21 protein-coding genes and 1 other RNA gene are annotated in these 16,076 nt (G+C 32.3%); 5 read left to right on the forward strand and 17 right to left on the reverse strand.

All coding sequences use genetic code 11. The features are described 5' to 3' along the window. Window positions 1-69 precede the first annotated feature (69 nt). Together MTX13_RS07645 and MTX13_RS07650 are read left to right on the forward strand one after the other, a co-directional pair. Complete coding sequence (locus MTX13_RS07645) at window positions 70-384, forward strand: rhodanese-like domain-containing protein (RefSeq protein ID WP_250433937.1); 315 nt, start codon at window positions 70-72, stop codon at window positions 382-384. Window positions 385-395: 11 nt separating this feature from the next. Continuing rightward, window positions 396-794, forward strand: a complete 399-nt coding sequence (locus MTX13_RS07650; protein WP_250433938.1) for a rhodanese-like domain-containing protein — start codon at window positions 396-398, stop codon at window positions 792-794. Between the two features lie 208 nt (window positions 795-1,002). Here the strand turns inward: MTX13_RS07650 and ssrA are convergent. After that, window positions 1,003-1,397: a transfer-messenger RNA gene (gene ssrA / locus MTX13_RS07655) on the reverse strand. 106 nt (window positions 1,398-1,503) lie between these two features. Between ssrA and MTX13_RS07660 the strand changes: the two genes are divergently transcribed. Further along, a complete protein-coding gene (locus MTX13_RS07660) occupies window positions 1,504-2,706 on the forward strand; it encodes an NAD(P)-dependent oxidoreductase (RefSeq protein WP_250433939.1) in 1,203 nt (400 codons plus the stop codon). A gap of 52 nt (window positions 2,707-2,758) precedes the next feature. Here MTX13_RS07660 and MTX13_RS07665 read toward each other — a convergent pair whose 3' ends face one another. From MTX13_RS07665 to MTX13_RS07680, 4 genes are read right to left on the reverse strand one after another with little or no spacing between them, the layout of a single operon-like run. Further along, a complete protein-coding gene (locus MTX13_RS07665) occupies window positions 2,759-4,660 on the reverse strand; it encodes a TlpA disulfide reductase family protein (protein WP_250433941.1) in 1,902 nt (633 codons plus the stop codon). A gap of 57 nt (window positions 4,661-4,717) precedes the next feature. Next, a complete protein-coding gene (locus tag MTX13_RS07670; RefSeq protein ID WP_250433943.1) occupies window positions 4,718-5,383 on the reverse strand; it encodes a DUF1361 domain-containing protein in 666 nt (221 codons plus the stop codon). Further along, window positions 5,380-5,757, reverse strand: coding sequence for a ribosomal maturation YjgA family protein (locus MTX13_RS07675; RefSeq protein ID WP_250433947.1), 378 nt, complete (start codon window positions 5,755-5,757; stop codon window positions 5,380-5,382). The genes MTX13_RS07670 and MTX13_RS07675 overlap by 4 nt, the downstream gene beginning before the upstream one ends. Further along, on the reverse strand, window positions 5,754-6,383 hold the full coding sequence (locus tag MTX13_RS07680) for a SanA/YdcF family protein (RefSeq protein WP_250433948.1): 630 nt from the start codon (window positions 6,381-6,383) through the stop codon (window positions 5,754-5,756). Before MTX13_RS07680 ends, MTX13_RS07675 begins: the two co-directional genes overlap by 4 nt. 216 nt (window positions 6,384-6,599) lie before the next feature. On the opposite strand from MTX13_RS07680, the gene MTX13_RS07685 reads away from it, so the two are divergent. Beyond that, window positions 6,600-6,779, forward strand: coding sequence for a hypothetical protein (locus tag MTX13_RS07685; RefSeq protein ID WP_250433949.1), 180 nt, complete (start codon window positions 6,600-6,602; stop codon window positions 6,777-6,779). On the opposite strand, the gene MTX13_RS07690 is transcribed toward MTX13_RS07685, so the two are convergent. The 9 genes from MTX13_RS07690 to MTX13_RS07730 all read right to left on the reverse strand — a co-directional run bounded on the left by MTX13_RS07690 (window position 6,757) and on the right by MTX13_RS07730 (window position 13,700). Beyond that, complete coding sequence (locus MTX13_RS07690) at window positions 6,757-8,145, reverse strand: DUF4153 domain-containing protein (RefSeq protein ID WP_250433950.1); 1,389 nt, start codon at window positions 8,143-8,145, stop codon at window positions 6,757-6,759. The genes MTX13_RS07685 and MTX13_RS07690 overlap by 23 nt on opposite strands. A gap of 75 nt (window positions 8,146-8,220) precedes the next feature. Further along, on the reverse strand, window positions 8,221-8,514 hold the full coding sequence (locus tag MTX13_RS07695) for a winged helix-turn-helix domain-containing protein (protein WP_250433951.1): 294 nt from the start codon (window positions 8,512-8,514) through the stop codon (window positions 8,221-8,223). A gap of 6 nt (window positions 8,515-8,520) precedes the next feature. After that, window positions 8,521-8,811, reverse strand: coding sequence for a hypothetical protein (locus tag MTX13_RS07700; protein ID WP_250433952.1), 291 nt, complete (start codon window positions 8,809-8,811; stop codon window positions 8,521-8,523). 24 nt (window positions 8,812-8,835) lie between these two features. Next, the gene (locus tag MTX13_RS07705) at window positions 8,836-9,444 is read right to left on the reverse strand and encodes a hypothetical protein (RefSeq protein ID WP_250433953.1); all 609 of its coding nucleotides are present in this window, start codon (window positions 9,442-9,444) and stop codon (window positions 8,836-8,838) included. Window positions 9,445-9,523: 79 nt separating this feature from the next. Then, complete coding sequence (locus MTX13_RS07710) at window positions 9,524-10,258, reverse strand: DUF6090 family protein (RefSeq protein ID WP_250433954.1); 735 nt, start codon at window positions 10,256-10,258, stop codon at window positions 9,524-9,526. A gap of 105 nt (window positions 10,259-10,363) precedes the next feature. Then, window positions 10,364-11,134, reverse strand: a complete 771-nt coding sequence (locus MTX13_RS07715) for a DUF6090 family protein (protein ID WP_250433956.1) — start codon at window positions 11,132-11,134, stop codon at window positions 10,364-10,366. Next, a complete protein-coding gene (locus MTX13_RS07720; RefSeq protein WP_250433958.1) occupies window positions 11,134-11,883 on the reverse strand; it encodes a DUF6090 family protein in 750 nt (249 codons plus the stop codon). The genes MTX13_RS07715 and MTX13_RS07720 overlap by 1 nt, the downstream gene beginning before the upstream one ends. After that, complete coding sequence (locus MTX13_RS07725; protein ID WP_250433960.1) at window positions 11,876-12,649, reverse strand: DUF6090 family protein; 774 nt, start codon at window positions 12,647-12,649, stop codon at window positions 11,876-11,878. Before MTX13_RS07725 ends, MTX13_RS07720 begins: the two co-directional genes overlap by 8 nt. Continuing rightward, window positions 12,642-13,700 (reverse strand): DUF6090 family protein, encoded by a 1,059-nt coding sequence (locus MTX13_RS07730; protein ID WP_250433961.1) that lies wholly within the window; start codon window positions 13,698-13,700, stop codon window positions 12,642-12,644. The genes MTX13_RS07725 and MTX13_RS07730 overlap by 8 nt, the downstream gene beginning before the upstream one ends. 108 nt (window positions 13,701-13,808) lie before the next feature. On the opposite strand from MTX13_RS07730, the gene MTX13_RS07735 reads away from it, so the two are divergent. Then, window positions 13,809-14,186: a DUF1801 domain-containing protein gene (locus MTX13_RS07735; RefSeq protein ID WP_250433963.1), complete on the forward strand. Its 378-nt coding sequence runs from the start codon at window positions 13,809-13,811 to the stop codon at window positions 14,184-14,186. Here MTX13_RS07735 and MTX13_RS07740 read toward each other — a convergent pair. Genes MTX13_RS07740 through MTX13_RS07750 form a run of 3 tightly spaced genes read right to left on the reverse strand, consistent with a single transcriptional unit; the run spans window position 14,183 to window position 15,875 of the window. Continuing rightward, on the reverse strand, window positions 14,183-14,650 hold the full coding sequence (locus tag MTX13_RS07740) for a GNAT family N-acetyltransferase (RefSeq protein ID WP_250433964.1): 468 nt from the start codon (window positions 14,648-14,650) through the stop codon (window positions 14,183-14,185). The two genes, MTX13_RS07735 and MTX13_RS07740, sit on opposite strands and share 4 nt — an antisense overlap. A 9-nt stretch (window positions 14,651-14,659) precedes the next feature. Beyond that, on the reverse strand, window positions 14,660-15,481 hold the full coding sequence (gene kdsA / locus MTX13_RS07745; RefSeq protein WP_250433965.1) for a 3-deoxy-8-phosphooctulonate synthase: 822 nt from the start codon (window positions 15,479-15,481) through the stop codon (window positions 14,660-14,662). A gap of 34 nt (window positions 15,482-15,515) precedes the next feature. Then, window positions 15,516-15,875: a hypothetical protein gene (locus tag MTX13_RS07750; protein WP_250433966.1), complete on the reverse strand. Its 360-nt coding sequence runs from the start codon at window positions 15,873-15,875 to the stop codon at window positions 15,516-15,518. Between the last annotated feature and the right edge of the window lie 201 nt (window positions 15,876-16,076).

The raw sequence follows: 16,076 nt of genomic DNA on the forward strand, positions 1-16,076 counted from the left end.
CGCTTCGGATTTTTTTATGTCTTTTTAATTAGAAATGTATAATTTTGTTATACACTAACTAAATAATTTATGGCAGATTTATCACAAGATACTTGGCGAGAAAAGCTGAGTGAGGACAAAAATGCAGTTGTTTTAGATGTTAGAACAGCTGAAGAATTGGAAGACGGTTTTATACCCAATGCAATTCATTTAGACATTTATCAAGGACAGGATTTTATGGATAGTATTAATAAGCTTGATAAAGACAAAAATTACTTTGTGTATTGTAAATCTGGAGGACGTAGCGGACAGGCTTGTGCCATTATGTCGCAACTGGGTTTTAAAAACGCCTACAATTTAGTAGGTGGAATTATGCAATGGTCTGGAGAAGTAGTCAATAATTAAAACATAATAATATGAGTAGAGTCTTAATTTTAAGTATTACTATCATGACTTTGTGCTTTTCTTGTAAGCAAGCTGAAGCTCAAGGCGAAATGCAAGTTGTAACTTCAGAGGAAATGAAAGAGTTGCTGGCAATAGAGGATATTCAATTGGTAGATGTAAGAACTCCAGGAGAGTATGAAGAAGGCTATATAGCTAATTTTCAGAATATAGATTTTATGTCTCCAACCTTTGATGAGGATATTTTAAAACTCGATAAAGAAAAGCCGGTTATACTATATTGTAAGTCTGGAGGGCGAAGTGCAAGATGTGCCAAAAAAATGGTTGAGGCGGGTTTCGTTAAGGTTTATGATTTAGAAGGAGGGATAACAAAATGGATTCATAACGGGAATGATGTGGTGAGATCCAATTAAAAAAAACAGACATAATTGAAATAAAAAAGGTAGACATGTGTCTACCTTTTTTTGCCCCAAATCTACCATAAACTTAACCTACTTATGTTATGGTGACATGAATTTATAAAATCAATTTAATTAGCAATGATTTTTCCGACAACTCGCACGTTAAATTGTTAAAGCGTAAAAAAACTCACAATCAATTAAATGAGATTGTGAGTTTTATAAGTGGAGTCGGAGAGAATCGAACTCTCGTCCAAACAAGTAACCAAAGGGCTTTCTACACGTTTATTCTGTTCTTGTTTTTTCGATTGCAAGCTGGTTACAGACAACCTACTTGCAACTTATCTTCTTAAATTTCAAACATAAATCGAAGCACTTTACGTTCTATGTTAATTTTTACGATGCCTCTAATCGAACGCCATTAACCAAGGCTTTCAGGAGACATTTAGCTTGTACACCTTGTGTACCTAGGCCAATCTTACTATAATTCAGATTAAGCAGCTAAAGCGTAGTTATTCTCGCCGTTTAAAAGTTTGACCTAGCCTTTTACGTGTTTCAATGTCATTACACGACGTGCTTACCATTTCATTAATCTTGCTGTCAAAACCAGTCGACCCCAAGTTTATTTACAATAATGGTAAAGGATTGCAAAGTTATCAAAAAGTTTGTATAACCTTGGCAATACATGTATTTTCGTGCAAAAATTATTCCAATTCGTTTCAGTATGAAGTTTGCCATCATAAAAGAGCGTAAAAATCCACCAGACAGACGTGTGGTTTTTTCACCAGAAAAGTTAGCAGAAGCTAGATCACAGTTCCCTCAAGCAGAATTTATAGTTGAGTCTAGTGATATTCGTATTTTTCCAGATGAGGATTATAAAGCTTTAGGGTTTAAGGTTACTAACGATGTGTCAGGTTGTGATGTCATGCTTGGTGTAAAGGAAGTGCCAATAGAAAATTTAATTCCCAATAAAAAATACTTTTATTTTTCGCATACCATAAAAAAACAGCCTTACAATAGAAAGTTATTAAAAGCTATGCTTGATAATAACATAGACATGTATGACCATGAAACCATTGTAAAACAAAGTGGAGCGCGTTTAATTGGTTTTGGGCGCTATGCTGGTTTGGTTGGTGCATACAATGGATTTAGAGCTCTAGGATTACGAGATGGCTTATTTGATTTGCCAAAAGTGGAAACTTTAGCCGATTTAAATGAGGTAAAAGCCGAGTTGGATAAAATAACGTTACCAAACATTAAAATTTTACTTACAGGAACAGGAAAGGTAGCCCAAGGTGCTAAAGAAATTTTAGATCATTTAAATATTAAGGAAATTAGTGATGCCTTGTATTTAACTTCAGAGTTTACGGAGCCGGTTTATGTTATGGCAGATGTTATGGAATACAACAAGCGAAAGGATGGTAAGGTTGGAAAAAAACAAGAGTTTTACAAAGATCCTTCAGGTTATGAAAGTAATTTTATGCCTTATGCAAAAGTAACCGACTTTTTTATTGCTGGTCACTTTTATGGTAATAACGCACCTTATTTGTTTACACGGAATGATGCCAAGCATCCTGATTTTAGAATTAATTTGGTTGCTGATATTAGTTGTGATGTTGATGGTCCAGTAGCCTCAACATTACGAGCGTCAACTATTGCCAATCCATTTTATGGTTATGATGCACAAACTGAACGTGAAGTAGCTTTTGATGCCAAAGGCGCTATAACGGTTATGGCAGTTGATAATTTACCTTGTGAATTGCCCAAAGATGCCAGTGAAGGGTTTGGCGAAATGTTTTTGGAGCATGTTATTCCTGCCTTTTTTAATAATGATGAACGCGGCATTTTAAAGCGAGCCAAGATTACTGATAAAGGAAAATTGACCGAAAGATTTAAGTACTTGCAAGATTATGTAGATGGTAATTAAAATAAAAAAGGTTGACTTATAAGTCAACCTTTTTTATTTGATTTTAAGGGTGTTATGATTTTAAAATTTCTATCATAATATCCATTTCATCAACAAGTTTTTCTGTTTGACCACTATAGCCAACAGCTTTAAAACGAATTTTACCGTCTTTATCTATTATTACTTTAGTTGGTATTCCTGAAACACCATATTTGTCAGCTACTTCAAAACCTCTGCTGTTTTCTATAGCTTTGTCATAAATCACATGGAAATCGTAGTTGTTTTTCTTAATAAAGTCAGTAACCAATTTTTGTCTATCATCACCACTTTCAAAGGTGTCTACAAATAGTAAAACAACATCTTCATCATCTTTGTATTTTGTTACTACTTGTTGCATTCCAGGGAATGATGCTTTACATGGTCCGCACCAAGTTGCCCAAAAATCTAGGATAACTGTTTTTCCTTTTAAAGACGCTAGCGAGACTTCTTCACCTTTGGTGTTCTTTAAAGCAAATTCAGGGGCATCTTCATTAATCATAGTCTTTTTAATTTCAGCTTTATAATTGTTATGGGCTGTTTTTTCTAATTGTGCTAATTTGCTTTCAAATGCTTGAACATTGTCATTAGATTTCATGAACGCCTCTTTATAAAACCCTTTAATTTTTTCTGAACCATTACCAGATTCAATAAATTCTTCTGACTTTTTTTGAACTAAATCATAATTTTCATCAGCCATAAGAAATTCAACATAGCGTTCGTTCATTTCTCCATTTTTTCCTTCTCCAATAGCTTTTTCTTGATAAGTTATGGCTTCTTTTACGTTACCTTGCTTAAATAAAATTAAAGCATAGGTATCTGCATACATGTTATACGAATTTTCTAAATTTTTCTGATATTGATTTTTAGTATAATATTCAGGTTTGTTATCTAAATTTTGCTGTGCTTCTTTCATTAGCTCTAATGATGCTTTTGATGTTTTAGCAGCAAAATCCAAATTCTCTCCTTTTTCGGCCAAAGGCCAGGCTATACTATTAAACATACTTGCTTTAGCCGACTTGTCTTTCATCATATTAGCGTAGTACTCAAACTTTTCTTCGTCGCCTTTATCTTGATAAGCTTGGGCTAAAGAGCGCACCATATAGTTTCCTAAATTACCATCAACTTCATTGAAGGTTTCCTTATATTCTAAAAATATTTTTTCTTTTTCTTCTAAATCCTTTGCTTGAGAAAATGTAGAGCCATAACTGTTTTTTGCCATAGCACCTTTAGGGAAATTAGCTTTGGCTTCTTCGGTTATTGATGCTGCTTTTTCTCTGTCGCCAATGGTATTATACATTCTAGATAAAGTGGCATAATCTTCTTCAGTCTTTGTTTCTTTATTAGATATTTCTTCTATAAAGTCATTAATCATTTTTTTGCCTTTTTCTTGATTTTGGCGGTAGGTCATTGCTAGGTAAGTGGCATTCCAATCGTTCTTAATTTCTGGATTAGCGGTAATGTCATTTTCAAGATCTTTGAATAAGGCTTCTTTATCTGATTTAATTCCGAATTCACCACCATATCGCATAATATAATTTGCTAATGCAGCTTTACTTCCTGGTAAATCGTTACCTGTGTCATCCTTTAATTGGTATAGAAACCCTTTTTTATCGTTATTCAGATAATCGCCATCAATTTTAAAGTTAAAAGCTAAAGCTTGAGCAGAATCTGGAATTTTTACTGTGGAAGTATTTTCTGCGTTAAAATTGATGTCTACAGGGTATGATTTGTCGTTTACCATGTAGAAATAAAAGCTTTCTACATTATCTTCTTCACCATTATAAGTGAGATTTACAGATGTGCCAGGCTTGAAATATTCGGTTTTAAAAACAAAATCACCCATGGCTAATTCAGGTGATTCAACTTTTTCTTCGTCTTGTTTACATGCTGTAAAAAGTACAGTTAAGATTGCAATGTAGGTTGAGATTTTTTTCATAATGTATTTGTGTTTTTTACGGTCATTGAAGATAGTAATATTTTACATTTGTTGATGTTAAAGTTTTTTTAAGTAATTACTTTTAAGTAAAATGAAGTGACAAACTCTTAAAAAACATGTAAATACAATAGTAAACACCCATGCACCTACGTGTGTTTTTGGAAAGAATATAATTGATAAAATATCAGTTATAAGCATAATTGGGTTTTGAATTATTTCCCACGAATTATAGCGTAAAAAGCGACCTAAATACACACCAAAGCTAGACAATAGAAATATAACAAATAGCATGTATTTTTCATTTTGAAGTTTATAATTCTTTTTTAGAATTTTTATCATGTCGTTTATTGACAGGAAATAGAAAGCCAAACCGGTGATAGCGAATGACGCTATAACAACAAGATCCAAGCATACCATGTAATTTAAGCTTAATCGTAAATGAATAAAATCTGTAACAATGTAGGGGGCGTTGGGGAGAAAAGCTAACCAAATACCCATGTAAAGTAAGTGTTTTGCTTTTGAAAGGGTTGGTTTACTTTCTAAAAATAAACTTATAGTATATGGAATTATGGCTAAAAACAAATTCCATACTAAAAATATTAAGAAAAATGAGTGGGTTAGTTTAATACGAAGCATTAATAGAAAAATGCTTAAACCTACAGATGCTGTTAAAATTGATAAGGTATTAAACCGATTAAACAAAAAGACTTTTAATGAATTCATGGTCTTGTTTGGTTTATTTTTTCGATAAGTAATACGGTAATTATGCCTAAAGTGTAGGCTGCTAAATCCCCAATTTGAAATGTACTTCCAAGTATCAATTTCGCTATATAATTATGCTCTAAATTCAAAAGTTTTAAGAGTTGGAATAACTGGAGAAACTCAATTGTAAATGCTATGGTTAATACCAGTATCCCAGCTGATAATGGATTTATATCTATAAAACTTTTAATAAAACAATACAAAAGAATAACTACTAAAAAATCTCCAAACGTATGCCTTATAAAACCATCTTTTAAGCAGGTTGCAATAAGGAACTCTACTATAAACAATATGATGAAACCAGAAAAATAGATTTTGTTGAATTGAAACTTCATGCAATTTTTATTTTTTCACCTAAAAATTTAGGTTTAATATTTAATAGGATATCAATAGAAGCTTTGGTGCGCGCAATATATTCACGAAGTTTGGTTTTAAATCCATAACGTCCATTTATGTCTTTTGCATTAAAGGCTATGGCTTGTATGTTGTAATGTTGAGCTAAATAAAGCGCACGTTCGTTATGGAATTTTTGGGAAATAATTGTTAATGAATCCAATCCAAAAATTTCTTTAGCTCGAACCATAGAATCTAATGTTCTAAAACCTGCATAGTCTAAAAATATTTTTTCTTTTGGAATACCATTTTTTATAAGGTCATTTTTAAAATCACTAGGTTCATCATAGTCTTTTTTACTGTTGTCTCCGCTAACTAGTATAAATTTTACCTTACCCGATTTATATAATGCAATTGCAGCTTCCAACCTGTATTTATAGTATAAGTTTATTTGTCCATTACGGGTGTACTTACTTGCACCTAGAATAATACCAACCCTGTTTTTCGGAATATTTTGTAAGGTACTGTAAATGTAATCTTTGGCATTGGATGACACATAAGAACTAAATACTAAGGCGTAAACAATTACGCAGATTACCATAAAGAGTGCTTTTTTTAAGTGTTTCATGATATTGTGTTTTTTGGGTTATCGGTTACAAGCCAATTCCAAGTTTGCATAGTGGTAATAAATGCTGATGCAAAAAAACTGATAGCATAAATGTTGAAATCGTTTTTCCAGACCCCATAAAAACATAAGGCAAAACAAAGAATTGCGTAGTAAGCAAAATATTTGACATATACTTCTCTAGGTTTCATGCCAGAGTTTAGAATAAACCAAGGTGCAATGGTGGTAAAGATTGTAAAAGAGCAACAAAGTGAGATAGGTATTATTGATAAAAACGCCCAAAATAGCATATCAGCATTAAAGCTTTCTGAAAAAATGACTAACCAAAATATAATTCCAGATAAAAAAATAGATTTTAAGATTGATTTGGAGTATCTCATTTGTATTGTTCTATATTAAAATTATCGAACTGCATTTCTTGCCATGTATTGCTATTTAGCTTTTCTACAAAATCATTATGCTTTTTATCAACTAGAAATTGATTTTTTGTACTCAATTGATTTTTTTCGGAGTATGCCTTTAATAGAAAGGTATTGTTGTTTGATAAGCTAATCAAGTATTCAAAATCATTGGACTTGGCATGGTATAAATTATAATTGGTAATTAAATTATCCCAATTAACCGTGCAAGAGATAATTAATAGGGCATAAGCCGTTAAACTGTTAACCCTGAATAAAAACCACAAGTTTTTTATTTTAAAAACTTTAAGAGCCGTTGTAAGTAATCCTATCATTGCAAGCAATAGATAAACTAATACGCCAATTCTTTTATACGTAAAACCATAATAATAAATATACTGGCTGTCTTTAATAACGATATTAACAACTAAAATGGTGTTGAGTATTATCCAACAATATGTAGCGGCTTTTAGTTTACTATTTTGCTCATAAAAATTTAAGTTTCCTCTAAAAAAGTAAATAATAATAATTATGGCAATAACAATTGAAACTATTAAGGCATTTATGCCATTGTGTACTTGATCGGATAGATTTGCTGCTATAATATCATTAGAGGTAGTTAAGTAGGTTATATCTGTTATCAGGAAGACAACAATCAGGATGTTGAGCAGAGTTATTAATATTAACCCTAATTGATTTTCCTTTTTTAAAGTGTCAATTGAAAATTTATGATTCTTTGCTAAAGTATTGCTTGTGTTTAAATCTAATTCGGTAGCAGGATTAACTTGTATAGGCTTTGAAATATTATAAAATAAAAAGTAACCAAGTGTGGTAAGGAGTAACCATTGCAAATTAATAAAACTGAAATCTATTTTAGAAATCATTTCATTAAATACAGGGTTTCCATTTTTATATAGTAGTATAAATACAATTATTACAGCTAATGGTATTCCAATAATTTTTATTAAATGAATGTAATCAATTTGTGTTTTGTTTTTGGATTCTTTGTTAGATTCTGACTTTAGCAACGCGTGAAGAAAAAACCCAGCTACAAATGTGTATAATCCATTTAGCCAGTTGACATATATTGACGTATTACGTTGTGATATATGGCCTACTAATGTAAAAAAGGCTAAACAGTTTGCCAAAATGGAAAGACTGGAATTATAAAAGAAAATTGCGATTGCGGTAATAAGATACGTTGTGGTTAATGCAATTGACGATTTGCTTTTAAAAGCTTTTGGATTAAAAATGGATAGTATTATAATGGTTACAATACTAAATAGAGACATGTTTAAACCGATATCTTGTTTGTAAAAAAGTGTACTGAACAAGATGGCGCCAAATAATAAAATGATATTCTTCATATATTTAAATTTAAAGTACTTTGAAATTCAAAGCTTAATAATAAAAAAATAGCTCGTATTGAGTTTGTTGATAGGTTATTGTTTATTAATTAATTTTTCTAATGCTTCAATATGCTTTTTAAATTCTAATCTGCCCAATTTGGTTGTAGCATAACGTGTGTTTGGTTTTCTACCTATAAATTGTTTTTCAACAGAAATATATTCAGCCTTTTCAAGTGCTTTAGTATGACTGGCTAAATTACCATCGGTTACATCCAACAATTCTTTTAGAGTATTGAAATCGGCATATTCATTGACCATTAAAATAGACATAATGCCCAAACGAATGCGGTGATCAAAAACTTTATTTATGTTGGTTATTATACTCATTAAAAATTAACTTCCAGCGAATGGTGATCCAAAAATTCCAACGCCCAATTCGGCCCAAATTAGTAAGAAAATCAATATCAAAAAAGCAATCAAGATAATACGTCTTTCCTGATTTTTGACAATTCGTAATATATATTCAACCAAAACGCCAACCGTTAAAAGCAATACGCCAAAGACAATAAAGTCGGTATAAATCCAATTGACTTCAGAGGTAAATTGCATGGCGATCAAGGGAATCAGTAATAGTGCTTCTAAGCACAAGATTATTGTGACAAACCGTTTGTTTTGTGCTAACATGCCTTTCAGTTTTTAATTCATAATTTAATTTCTATCATATTTAAAATGCATCCAAGTGCCATAAACTATGTGCATAACACCAAACCCCAATACCCAAAGCCAAAATCCATATCCGGGAAAGCAGGCGCAGATGAGTCCTAAAATTACTTGAATAAATCCCAAGTAACGGATGTCTCCAATACTATATTTTGAGGCATTTATTAAAGCCAATCCGTAGAACAATAACATTAACGCTCCAGTTTGGCCATACTTTTGTTGATTCAAAATTATTAGAATATAAATACCTCCAACCACCAATGGGATTAAAAAATTAAAGACTAAACGTCTAGAAGTATTATCCCAAATTTTCTCTCCATGTTTTTTCGCTTTGCGCGTTGTAAGGAGTATTCCCGTAACAATACTAAAGAATGCTACCAAGCCTAAAATCAATACACAGGTTCTAAATACCCAGCCATCTAATGTTAATGTGCCGTAACTATAATTTGTTACTAGCCAGTAAGCTGTTGCAGCGCCTATTAAGGCATATATTCCTGCCAGGATTCCTGATAAGCCTGAAAGCGAAATAAACCGAGACGATTTGTTCATTAGGTTTTTAATCTCGCTTATGTCTTTTAGATAATCTTTTGATTCCATATAAAAGTACTTTGAAATACAAAGTAAAATAAAAATATGTTTTCTAGCAAGTAAAAAGATGAAATATTTGGTTTAAAATTTAATTGTTGGAATTGGGCTTTGAAAGGTCAATAATCTCATTCAGTGTTTTCTGTACTTTTTGAAGTTCGCCAGTATTTGTTAATATTTGATCGATTAAAAAGTGTTGGTTTCTTACTAAATATTCAAATTCTAGAGTTTGAAGCGCTTCAAAGTCATTTCTTGGGTCATTAAAATTAAAATTCCAATCGAAATGCTTTGACATGTAGGGGTCATATTGTTGAACCATGTGTTCTAAAACACGTAATTCTTCTTCTTGATAATCGGTAATTAAATCATTCCATGAAATCAAATGGTTGCGCAAGGTTTCATTTTTAATAATATCGAAAGAGGAAGTACTTGCTAGAGCATTAATGCTTGTTTGAGATGGATTAAACGTGTTGCCACCATAAGACCAAAATAACTGATAGGCTAGCGAATCTAAAACTTCTGGTTCGGGTTTAGTTGTTATTGGAAATAGGCTGATTATTTTAGCGCAACTATCATATACAAGTTGGTGTTGCTTTACTACCGAGTCTAACTGTTCTTGGTTTTCCTTGAACTCGTGGTGAATATTTTTTAGAATGGCAGTTTCTTTATTTGATTTTATGCGTTTCTCATTCCAGTTATTGATTTGTAAGGCAATTAGAATCCCAATAACTACGAGTACAATCTCGCCTATGGCATATCTGGAATAGGCTGCAGCTTTATTTTCGGAAGCCAGTTTTTTGCGAATGTTTCTGAAAAACTTTATCATAGTTGGTTGTCATTTCGACATGAGGAACAAAGTGACGATTGAGAAATCTCATGTTGAGATGTCTCTACTCCGCTCGACACGACAATCAGTTTTGGTGGGAAGAATTTAATCATTTTGTATGTTGGCTTCAATTAAACTTAAAGTATCTTTTAAAAATCGCATAATAACATTCTCGTTTACGGTTACATAAGATTGATTCATGTAATAATCAAACAGCATGCTATCTACTTCTAGGCTTGACAGGAAGTCTACGTAATTTTCTTTTGGAACTTCTATAGGTTGAATAATAATATCACGTTTGTAATCAGATCTGTTCATTGAAGCGTCTACATTTCGCAGCGGGATGAACTTGTACAATATTCCTGGCACATTATTTACCCAATATTCTCTTCTAATAATAATGTCTTCTTTGTAGTCGTCAAGTTCACCTGTCCATTGGTTGAGCGCATATTTTAATTTAGAATCTCTTATGAGTTCCAGATTACCAGAAGATGTAATGTCGTTCATAACACCTAATCGCGCATCAAATGTGGCGTAATTGTACATTTGTCCTAATAGACTATCAATTGTTTTGGTTTTAAATGGGTTTGTATGGTCAAAATTCATTAACGCAACAATGGCATTTAAACTCCCTTCATTTAAGGTGTGGTCAAATTCTAGCTCTTTAATGTTTTGTTTAAATTCCTCTCTTAAGCTTAAAAGTATTTGTTGTTCTTTTTCAATATCTTTTTGCTTTTCATTCCAATTATTGATTTGTAAAGCAATCAAAATCCCGATGACTACGAGTACAATTTCGCCTATCGCATATTTAAGGTATTTGCCTGTTTTGTTCTCACTCATAAGGTTGTAGCGTATTTTTCTGAAAAATTTTAGCATTAGTTAGAATTTGAATTTAATTCCTCTTCAATAAACTGTAATAGATTTTTAATGTGTCTTTCCGTACGTTGCGCTCTGTTTTGTAGGGTTGAGTTTTCAAAAGATATTGCCGAAGCAAGTTTGATAAACGACTCATCTTTTCTCAACCTTTCGTAATCTTTTTGTGTTATTAAAAATTTAGAGTACCAAGTGGCCTTTGCGTCAAAGTTTTCATAGAAATATTCTAAAAATTTAGCAGAACTGTTTAAATTATGAAAGTCTAGTCGTTCGTCTTCATACCTTCTGTAATAAGTGTAGGCACGTTCATATAACAGTGAAATATCATTTCTCAAGCTATCATTAGATATTACCTCCATACCTTTAGATTGTAAGAGACCATAACCACTTTTATTGGGATCAAAGTGAGGTCTTACGCGTAATGCAGTGGTTAAATAATAAAAAGAAGAATCGGGTTGGCCTTTAGTTTTTAAATAGGTTACTACCTCTTTACATGCTTTTTTTATGGAATCCATAGTATTTATATCTTCTTGAATACCCAATAGGTCTATTTTAAGATTTTCATGTAGCTCTTTAAGGATTTTGGTTTCCAAACGTTTGGTTTTCTTTTCTTCATTCCAATTATTAATCTGCAATGCAATCAAAATTCCAATAACCACTAAAATAATTTCACCAATGGCGTATCGTGAATATGTCATAGCTCTGTTTTCTGCGGCTAATTTTTTACGGATATTTCTAAAGAATTTAATCACTTGTATTGGTTTCTTTATCTATAAGTTTAATAAGATCTTCAGACATGGTTTTCATTTCACGCAATTGCCCATTCATAACCGTAAACTCATAGTCTGCCATAACAAATCCGTTTTTATGCTCTAGGTCTTTAAGTATGGTTTCAAAGTTTGCCCTAGGGATTTCCCGGTTTTCTCCAGCTTGACCATTAGTGACATTATAGATGTATTTTTTAGTCAAAGGGTTTAGGTCTAAAGTTCTGAATGAGGGTCCATAAAGGAGCTGTTCAGTATCAAAACGATAGTGTTCTTCTTCGCCTTTTAGTTCCTTGTATAGTGCATCTATATTGAGCAATTGGTTTTTAATGGAGTCGTTTGATATTAAAGCCAAATTCCCAGAATTGGTAAGCTCTAAAAAGGTGTTGTTTATTTGGTAGAATTTGTGCCAAATATACACGTTCAAGCAGTGGTTGTTAAAGTCGTCAAGATCAGTAAGAGGCTTGCCTTCATAATATTCTAAAATAGCATTGGCCGATGCAATAGAACTTTCTCTTTTTTCAATAAAACTATCAATGTTGTCAATGTTAAGCAGTAAATCGGTTTTGATGTTTTTAAGGTATTTCAGTTCTTTTTCACGCGCTTTATTTAGTTCGTTATTATTGTTTATTTGCAATGCAATTAAAATCCCAATGACTACCAGAATAATTTCGCCAATGGCATAAAGTAGATACTTTGAAAATTTATTTTCAGAAAGTAATCTTTGGCGGATTTTACGGAAGAATTTAATCATTAGTATTCACCTTTTTATAGTTTAGATACTTGTGTTTTGCCATAATCTTAATACTTGTCTCACTTGGGTCGCTGTATAAATTAAATTTTACAACTTCAACTTCATTGGTTTTAAACATGAAAAACGAGGTGTTCGAATGTCTGTACATCCTAGTAGTTTGACCGTCTGAATCCTGTCTTTGTAAATAGTTGTTTGTTAATATAATTCTTGTCATATCTATAGATTCGCTATCGGGTTTATAGTCTCCTAAATAATGATCAAGTTGATGCTCTTGACTGATTTGTAACTTCAGTAATTCGTTGTCTTCTGGAGTTTCATTTAACACATCGCTTATCTTTTTGTAGAGTGATACAGCCTGTACTCTGAAGGTTTGTGTACCTCTATTTAGGTTTTTATAATCGTTAATGTAATTAGCAACTTGGTTTTTATATAAAGGGTCTTCTAAAAAAAACAAATGGCTTTCATCATGGTTTCCAGTGTCGCTTCCATATTGCCATTCATGATACCATGTTTTACTCTTGGCGAGGTAGTCTAAATTTTTATATACTGTTGTGCTTATTCGTTGATTGAACTTGTCTATATAATTACCTTGAGTAATGTAGAGTTCATCTAATGAGTCCTGAAAGCTAATAAATGAATCATCTAGGTTTTTTACAAAGTCTTTAAACTTTAAAAAAGCTTCTTTATTGATTACGAAGTTGTCATACCAATACATGAAATAGGTGCCTTCTGGTCCGTATATACTATTTTGATAATCAGATATTGTGAATTTATTATTGACAACTAATCGTGCTAACGAATCCTTTATTACGTAGGTTTCTAAAATATTTGTAGCACTTTCTATATCTGTTAAAAGATCTTTTTGAATATTTTTCAACAATTTACGTCCAGTTTGTTCTAATTGTCTTTCAGTGTTCCAATTATTGACTTGCAATGCAATGAGAATTCCAATGACTACAAGAATTATTTCACCAATAGCATATTTAAAGTATTTACCCGTTTTGTTTTCGGAAAGGAGATTCTGTCTTATCCGTCGAAAGAATTTTAGCATTTACTGGTTAGTTCCAAGTAAATTAAATAGTGTAGTAGTTTTGGTTGGTCATTTTCGATTAGTAATTTAGTAAATTCTTACAAATTATTATCAATTACGTGCAACTAAATGAAACCTGTTGATGCTTATTTTTTGGAACAGAAAGAACCCTATCAGTCCATTATGCTGTATGTAAGGCAGGTAATATTAAAGACTTTACCCAATGTTGAAGAGCGATATAGCTATAAAATTCCGTTTTATAACCTAGGGAAAAAGCCCATGATTTATTTGAATGTTTTAAAAGGAACCAACTTTGTAGATGTGGCTTTTGTGCAAGGTGTTTTACTGGAAAATGATTTTCCGGAGTTACAGAATTATAATAATCGCAAACAAGTACGATCTATTCAATTAAAAAGAATTGAAGATTTAGATGAACACCGTTTTGTTATGTTATTACAAGCAGCGGCAAAGCAATTGGAACAAAGCAAAAAACCTTGGTTTCTTTAGAGCGTTTTGCTGACTACGTAATTTTCAAATGTTATACCCTTAAGAATCTTTTTTTGCTTTTTAATAACATCGTAGTAGTGGTCTTCAAAAAATGGTAATGCCGTAATACTGACATCAGATTTTATTTTCTCAAAACCATCCATCATAACTTTTGATTCTATAATACGCAGTAATTTTGAAGCGATACCTTGTCGCTGAAAGTCTTTATGAACAAACAGTCCGTCAAAATAATTGCAATTTTTTAAATAGGCAAAACCTACAATGGTGTTATGGCTTTCGGCAACTAAAAAGTATAATCTGTTAATTCGGTCTTCCCATTTTTGGGTGTCATTTGCACCATCTGCCCAAGTCTGAATCTGCTTATCTGAATAGTGCTTTGAATTCACTTCACGAATAGTATCCCGAAAAAGTGTGGTAATTTCAGGAATATCTTCAACAGTGGCTTGACGGATTTCAATATCCATATTGTTAGCTTATTTTAAACTGTTAATGGTTTTTCTAATGGCCACAAGGTTTGAAAGTAAGCTCCCCAAATTATCCAAATGTAGCATGTTGGCACCATCGCTTTTGGCATTGGCTGGGTCAAAATGCGTTTCAATAAATAAGCCATCCACATTATTCACCACTCCAGCACGCGCAATGGTTTCAATCATATCTGGTCTCCCACCTGTAACACCAACCGATTGGTTTGGTTGCTGTAATGAGTGCGTAACGTCCAAAATAGTAGGTGCATATTGACGCATGGTAGGAATACCGCGAAAATCAACTATCATATCTTGGTAACCAAACATAGTTCCTCTATCGGTTATCCAAGCTTTGTCACTACCAGAATCCTTAACCTTTTGTACGGCATGTTTCATAGCTTCCGGACTCATAAATTGCCCCTTTTTTAAATTGACCACCTTACCAGTTTCTGCAGCAGCGACAACTAAATCTGTTTGACGCACCAAGAAAGCAGGAATTTGAAGTACATCAACATATTCGGCGGCCATTTTGGCATCAGATACCTCGTGGATGTCTGTTACTGTTGGAACTTCAAATGTTTCAGAAACCTTGCGTAAAATTTTTAAAGCTTTTTCATCACCAATACCTGTAAAGCTGTCAATACGACTGCGGTTGGCTTTCTTAAAACTGCCTTTAAAAACGTATGGGACATGCAAATCGTTGGTTATAGAAATAATCTTTTCAGCAATACGCAATGCCATGTCTTCACCTTCAATGGCACAAGGCCCAGCCAATAAGAAGAAATTATCACTGTTGGTGTGCATTAATTTTGGAACATCTGTGAGATTCATTAGCTTAAAAATTTAAGCCACAAAGATAGTTAAATTAAAATGCTTTTTTTAGACTATTCCTAATCATCCATAACGCCATTAAAAAATTGGTGAATACAAAAATGCCACCATAAATTATAAAGGTTTTGGTAGAGGTAGAAATATCAATAATATTGAATAGATCTGATAAATAAGCTAGAATAAGATAAGATGATAGGCAAACAAAGACAATTCCCAACGAAAAGTTAAGCTGCTTATTGGGCTTTATTAATTGCCAAAGAAATGGAATGCCAAACAATAAAATGGGATATGCAGTAAGGCCTTCGCTTCTATTTATGTCGGTAAACCAATAGGCTATTACAGCTATGTAATACAGATAAGGGATAAATTTAGAGTATTTACTAATCAGTTTCATTTTGCTCAATTTAAAGGTTAAACATGTTTTAACATGAGTAAAACGCCTTTGGTGGTTATGAGCTGGTTAGTAATGGCTATTTACTATTAATCAATTACTTAACGAAATATACTTATAAATCGTATAAAAGGAATATCTTATAACATATAATTAACTATAATTTAGTGTAATTGTTAAAATATAACGTACCTTTGCGCGCTT

This window comes from Hanstruepera flava (genome assembly GCF_023634025.1).
GTDB lineage: Bacteria > Bacteroidota > Bacteroidia > Flavobacteriales > Flavobacteriaceae > Hanstruepera > Hanstruepera flava.

Bases quoted from the DNA above. Each gene is read 5' to 3' on its own strand.
- MTX13_RS07735 (WP_250433963.1), top strand. From the start codon at position 13,809: ATGAAACCTGTTGATGCTTATTTTTTGGAACAGAAAGAACCCTATCAG.
- kdsA (WP_250433965.1), bottom strand. From the start codon at position 15,481: ATGAATCTCACAGATGTTCCAAAATTAATGCACACCAACAGTGATAAT.
- MTX13_RS07710 (WP_250433954.1), bottom strand. From the start codon at position 10,258: ATGATAAAGTTTTTCAGAAACATTCGCAAAAAACTGGCTTCCGAAAAT.
- MTX13_RS07650 (WP_250433938.1), top strand. From the start codon at position 396: ATGAGTAGAGTCTTAATTTTAAGTATTACTATCATGACTTTGTGCTTT.
- MTX13_RS07665 (WP_250433941.1), bottom strand. From the start codon at position 4,660: ATGAAAAAAATCTCAACCTACATTGCAATCTTAACTGTACTTTTTACA.
- MTX13_RS07750 (WP_250433966.1), bottom strand. From the start codon at position 15,875: ATGAAACTGATTAGTAAATACTCTAAATTTATCCCTTATCTGTATTAC.
- MTX13_RS07705 (WP_250433953.1), bottom strand. From the start codon at position 9,444: ATGGAATCAAAAGATTATCTAAAAGACATAAGCGAGATTAAAAACCTA.
- MTX13_RS07715 (WP_250433956.1), bottom strand. From the start codon at position 11,134: ATGCTAAAATTTTTCAGAAAAATACGCTACAACCTTATGAGTGAGAAC.
- MTX13_RS07675 (WP_250433947.1), bottom strand. From the start codon at position 5,757: ATGAAGTTTCAATTCAACAAAATCTATTTTTCTGGTTTCATCATATTG.
- MTX13_RS07660 (WP_250433939.1), top strand. From the start codon at position 1,504: ATGAAGTTTGCCATCATAAAAGAGCGTAAAAATCCACCAGACAGACGT.
- MTX13_RS07725 (WP_250433960.1), bottom strand. From the start codon at position 12,649: ATGATTAAATTCTTCCGTAAAATCCGCCAAAGATTACTTTCTGAAAAT.
- MTX13_RS07695 (WP_250433951.1), bottom strand. From the start codon at position 8,514: ATGAGTATAATAACCAACATAAATAAAGTTTTTGATCACCGCATTCGT.
- MTX13_RS07730 (WP_250433961.1), bottom strand. From the start codon at position 13,700: ATGCTAAAATTCTTTCGACGGATAAGACAGAATCTCCTTTCCGAAAAC.
- MTX13_RS07670 (WP_250433943.1), bottom strand. From the start codon at position 5,383: ATGAATTCATTAAAAGTCTTTTTGTTTAATCGGTTTAATACCTTATCA.
- MTX13_RS07690 (WP_250433950.1), bottom strand. From the start codon at position 8,145: ATGAAGAATATCATTTTATTATTTGGCGCCATCTTGTTCAGTACACTT.
- MTX13_RS07740 (WP_250433964.1), bottom strand. From the start codon at position 14,650: ATGGATATTGAAATCCGTCAAGCCACTGTTGAAGATATTCCTGAAATT.
- MTX13_RS07645 (WP_250433937.1), top strand. From the start codon at position 70: ATGGCAGATTTATCACAAGATACTTGGCGAGAAAAGCTGAGTGAGGAC.
- MTX13_RS07700 (WP_250433952.1), bottom strand. From the start codon at position 8,811: ATGTTAGCACAAAACAAACGGTTTGTCACAATAATCTTGTGCTTAGAA.
- MTX13_RS07685 (WP_250433949.1), top strand. From the start codon at position 6,600: ATGGTGGTAAAGATTGTAAAAGAGCAACAAAGTGAGATAGGTATTATT.
- MTX13_RS07680 (WP_250433948.1), bottom strand. From the start codon at position 6,383: ATGAAACACTTAAAAAAAGCACTCTTTATGGTAATCTGCGTAATTGTT.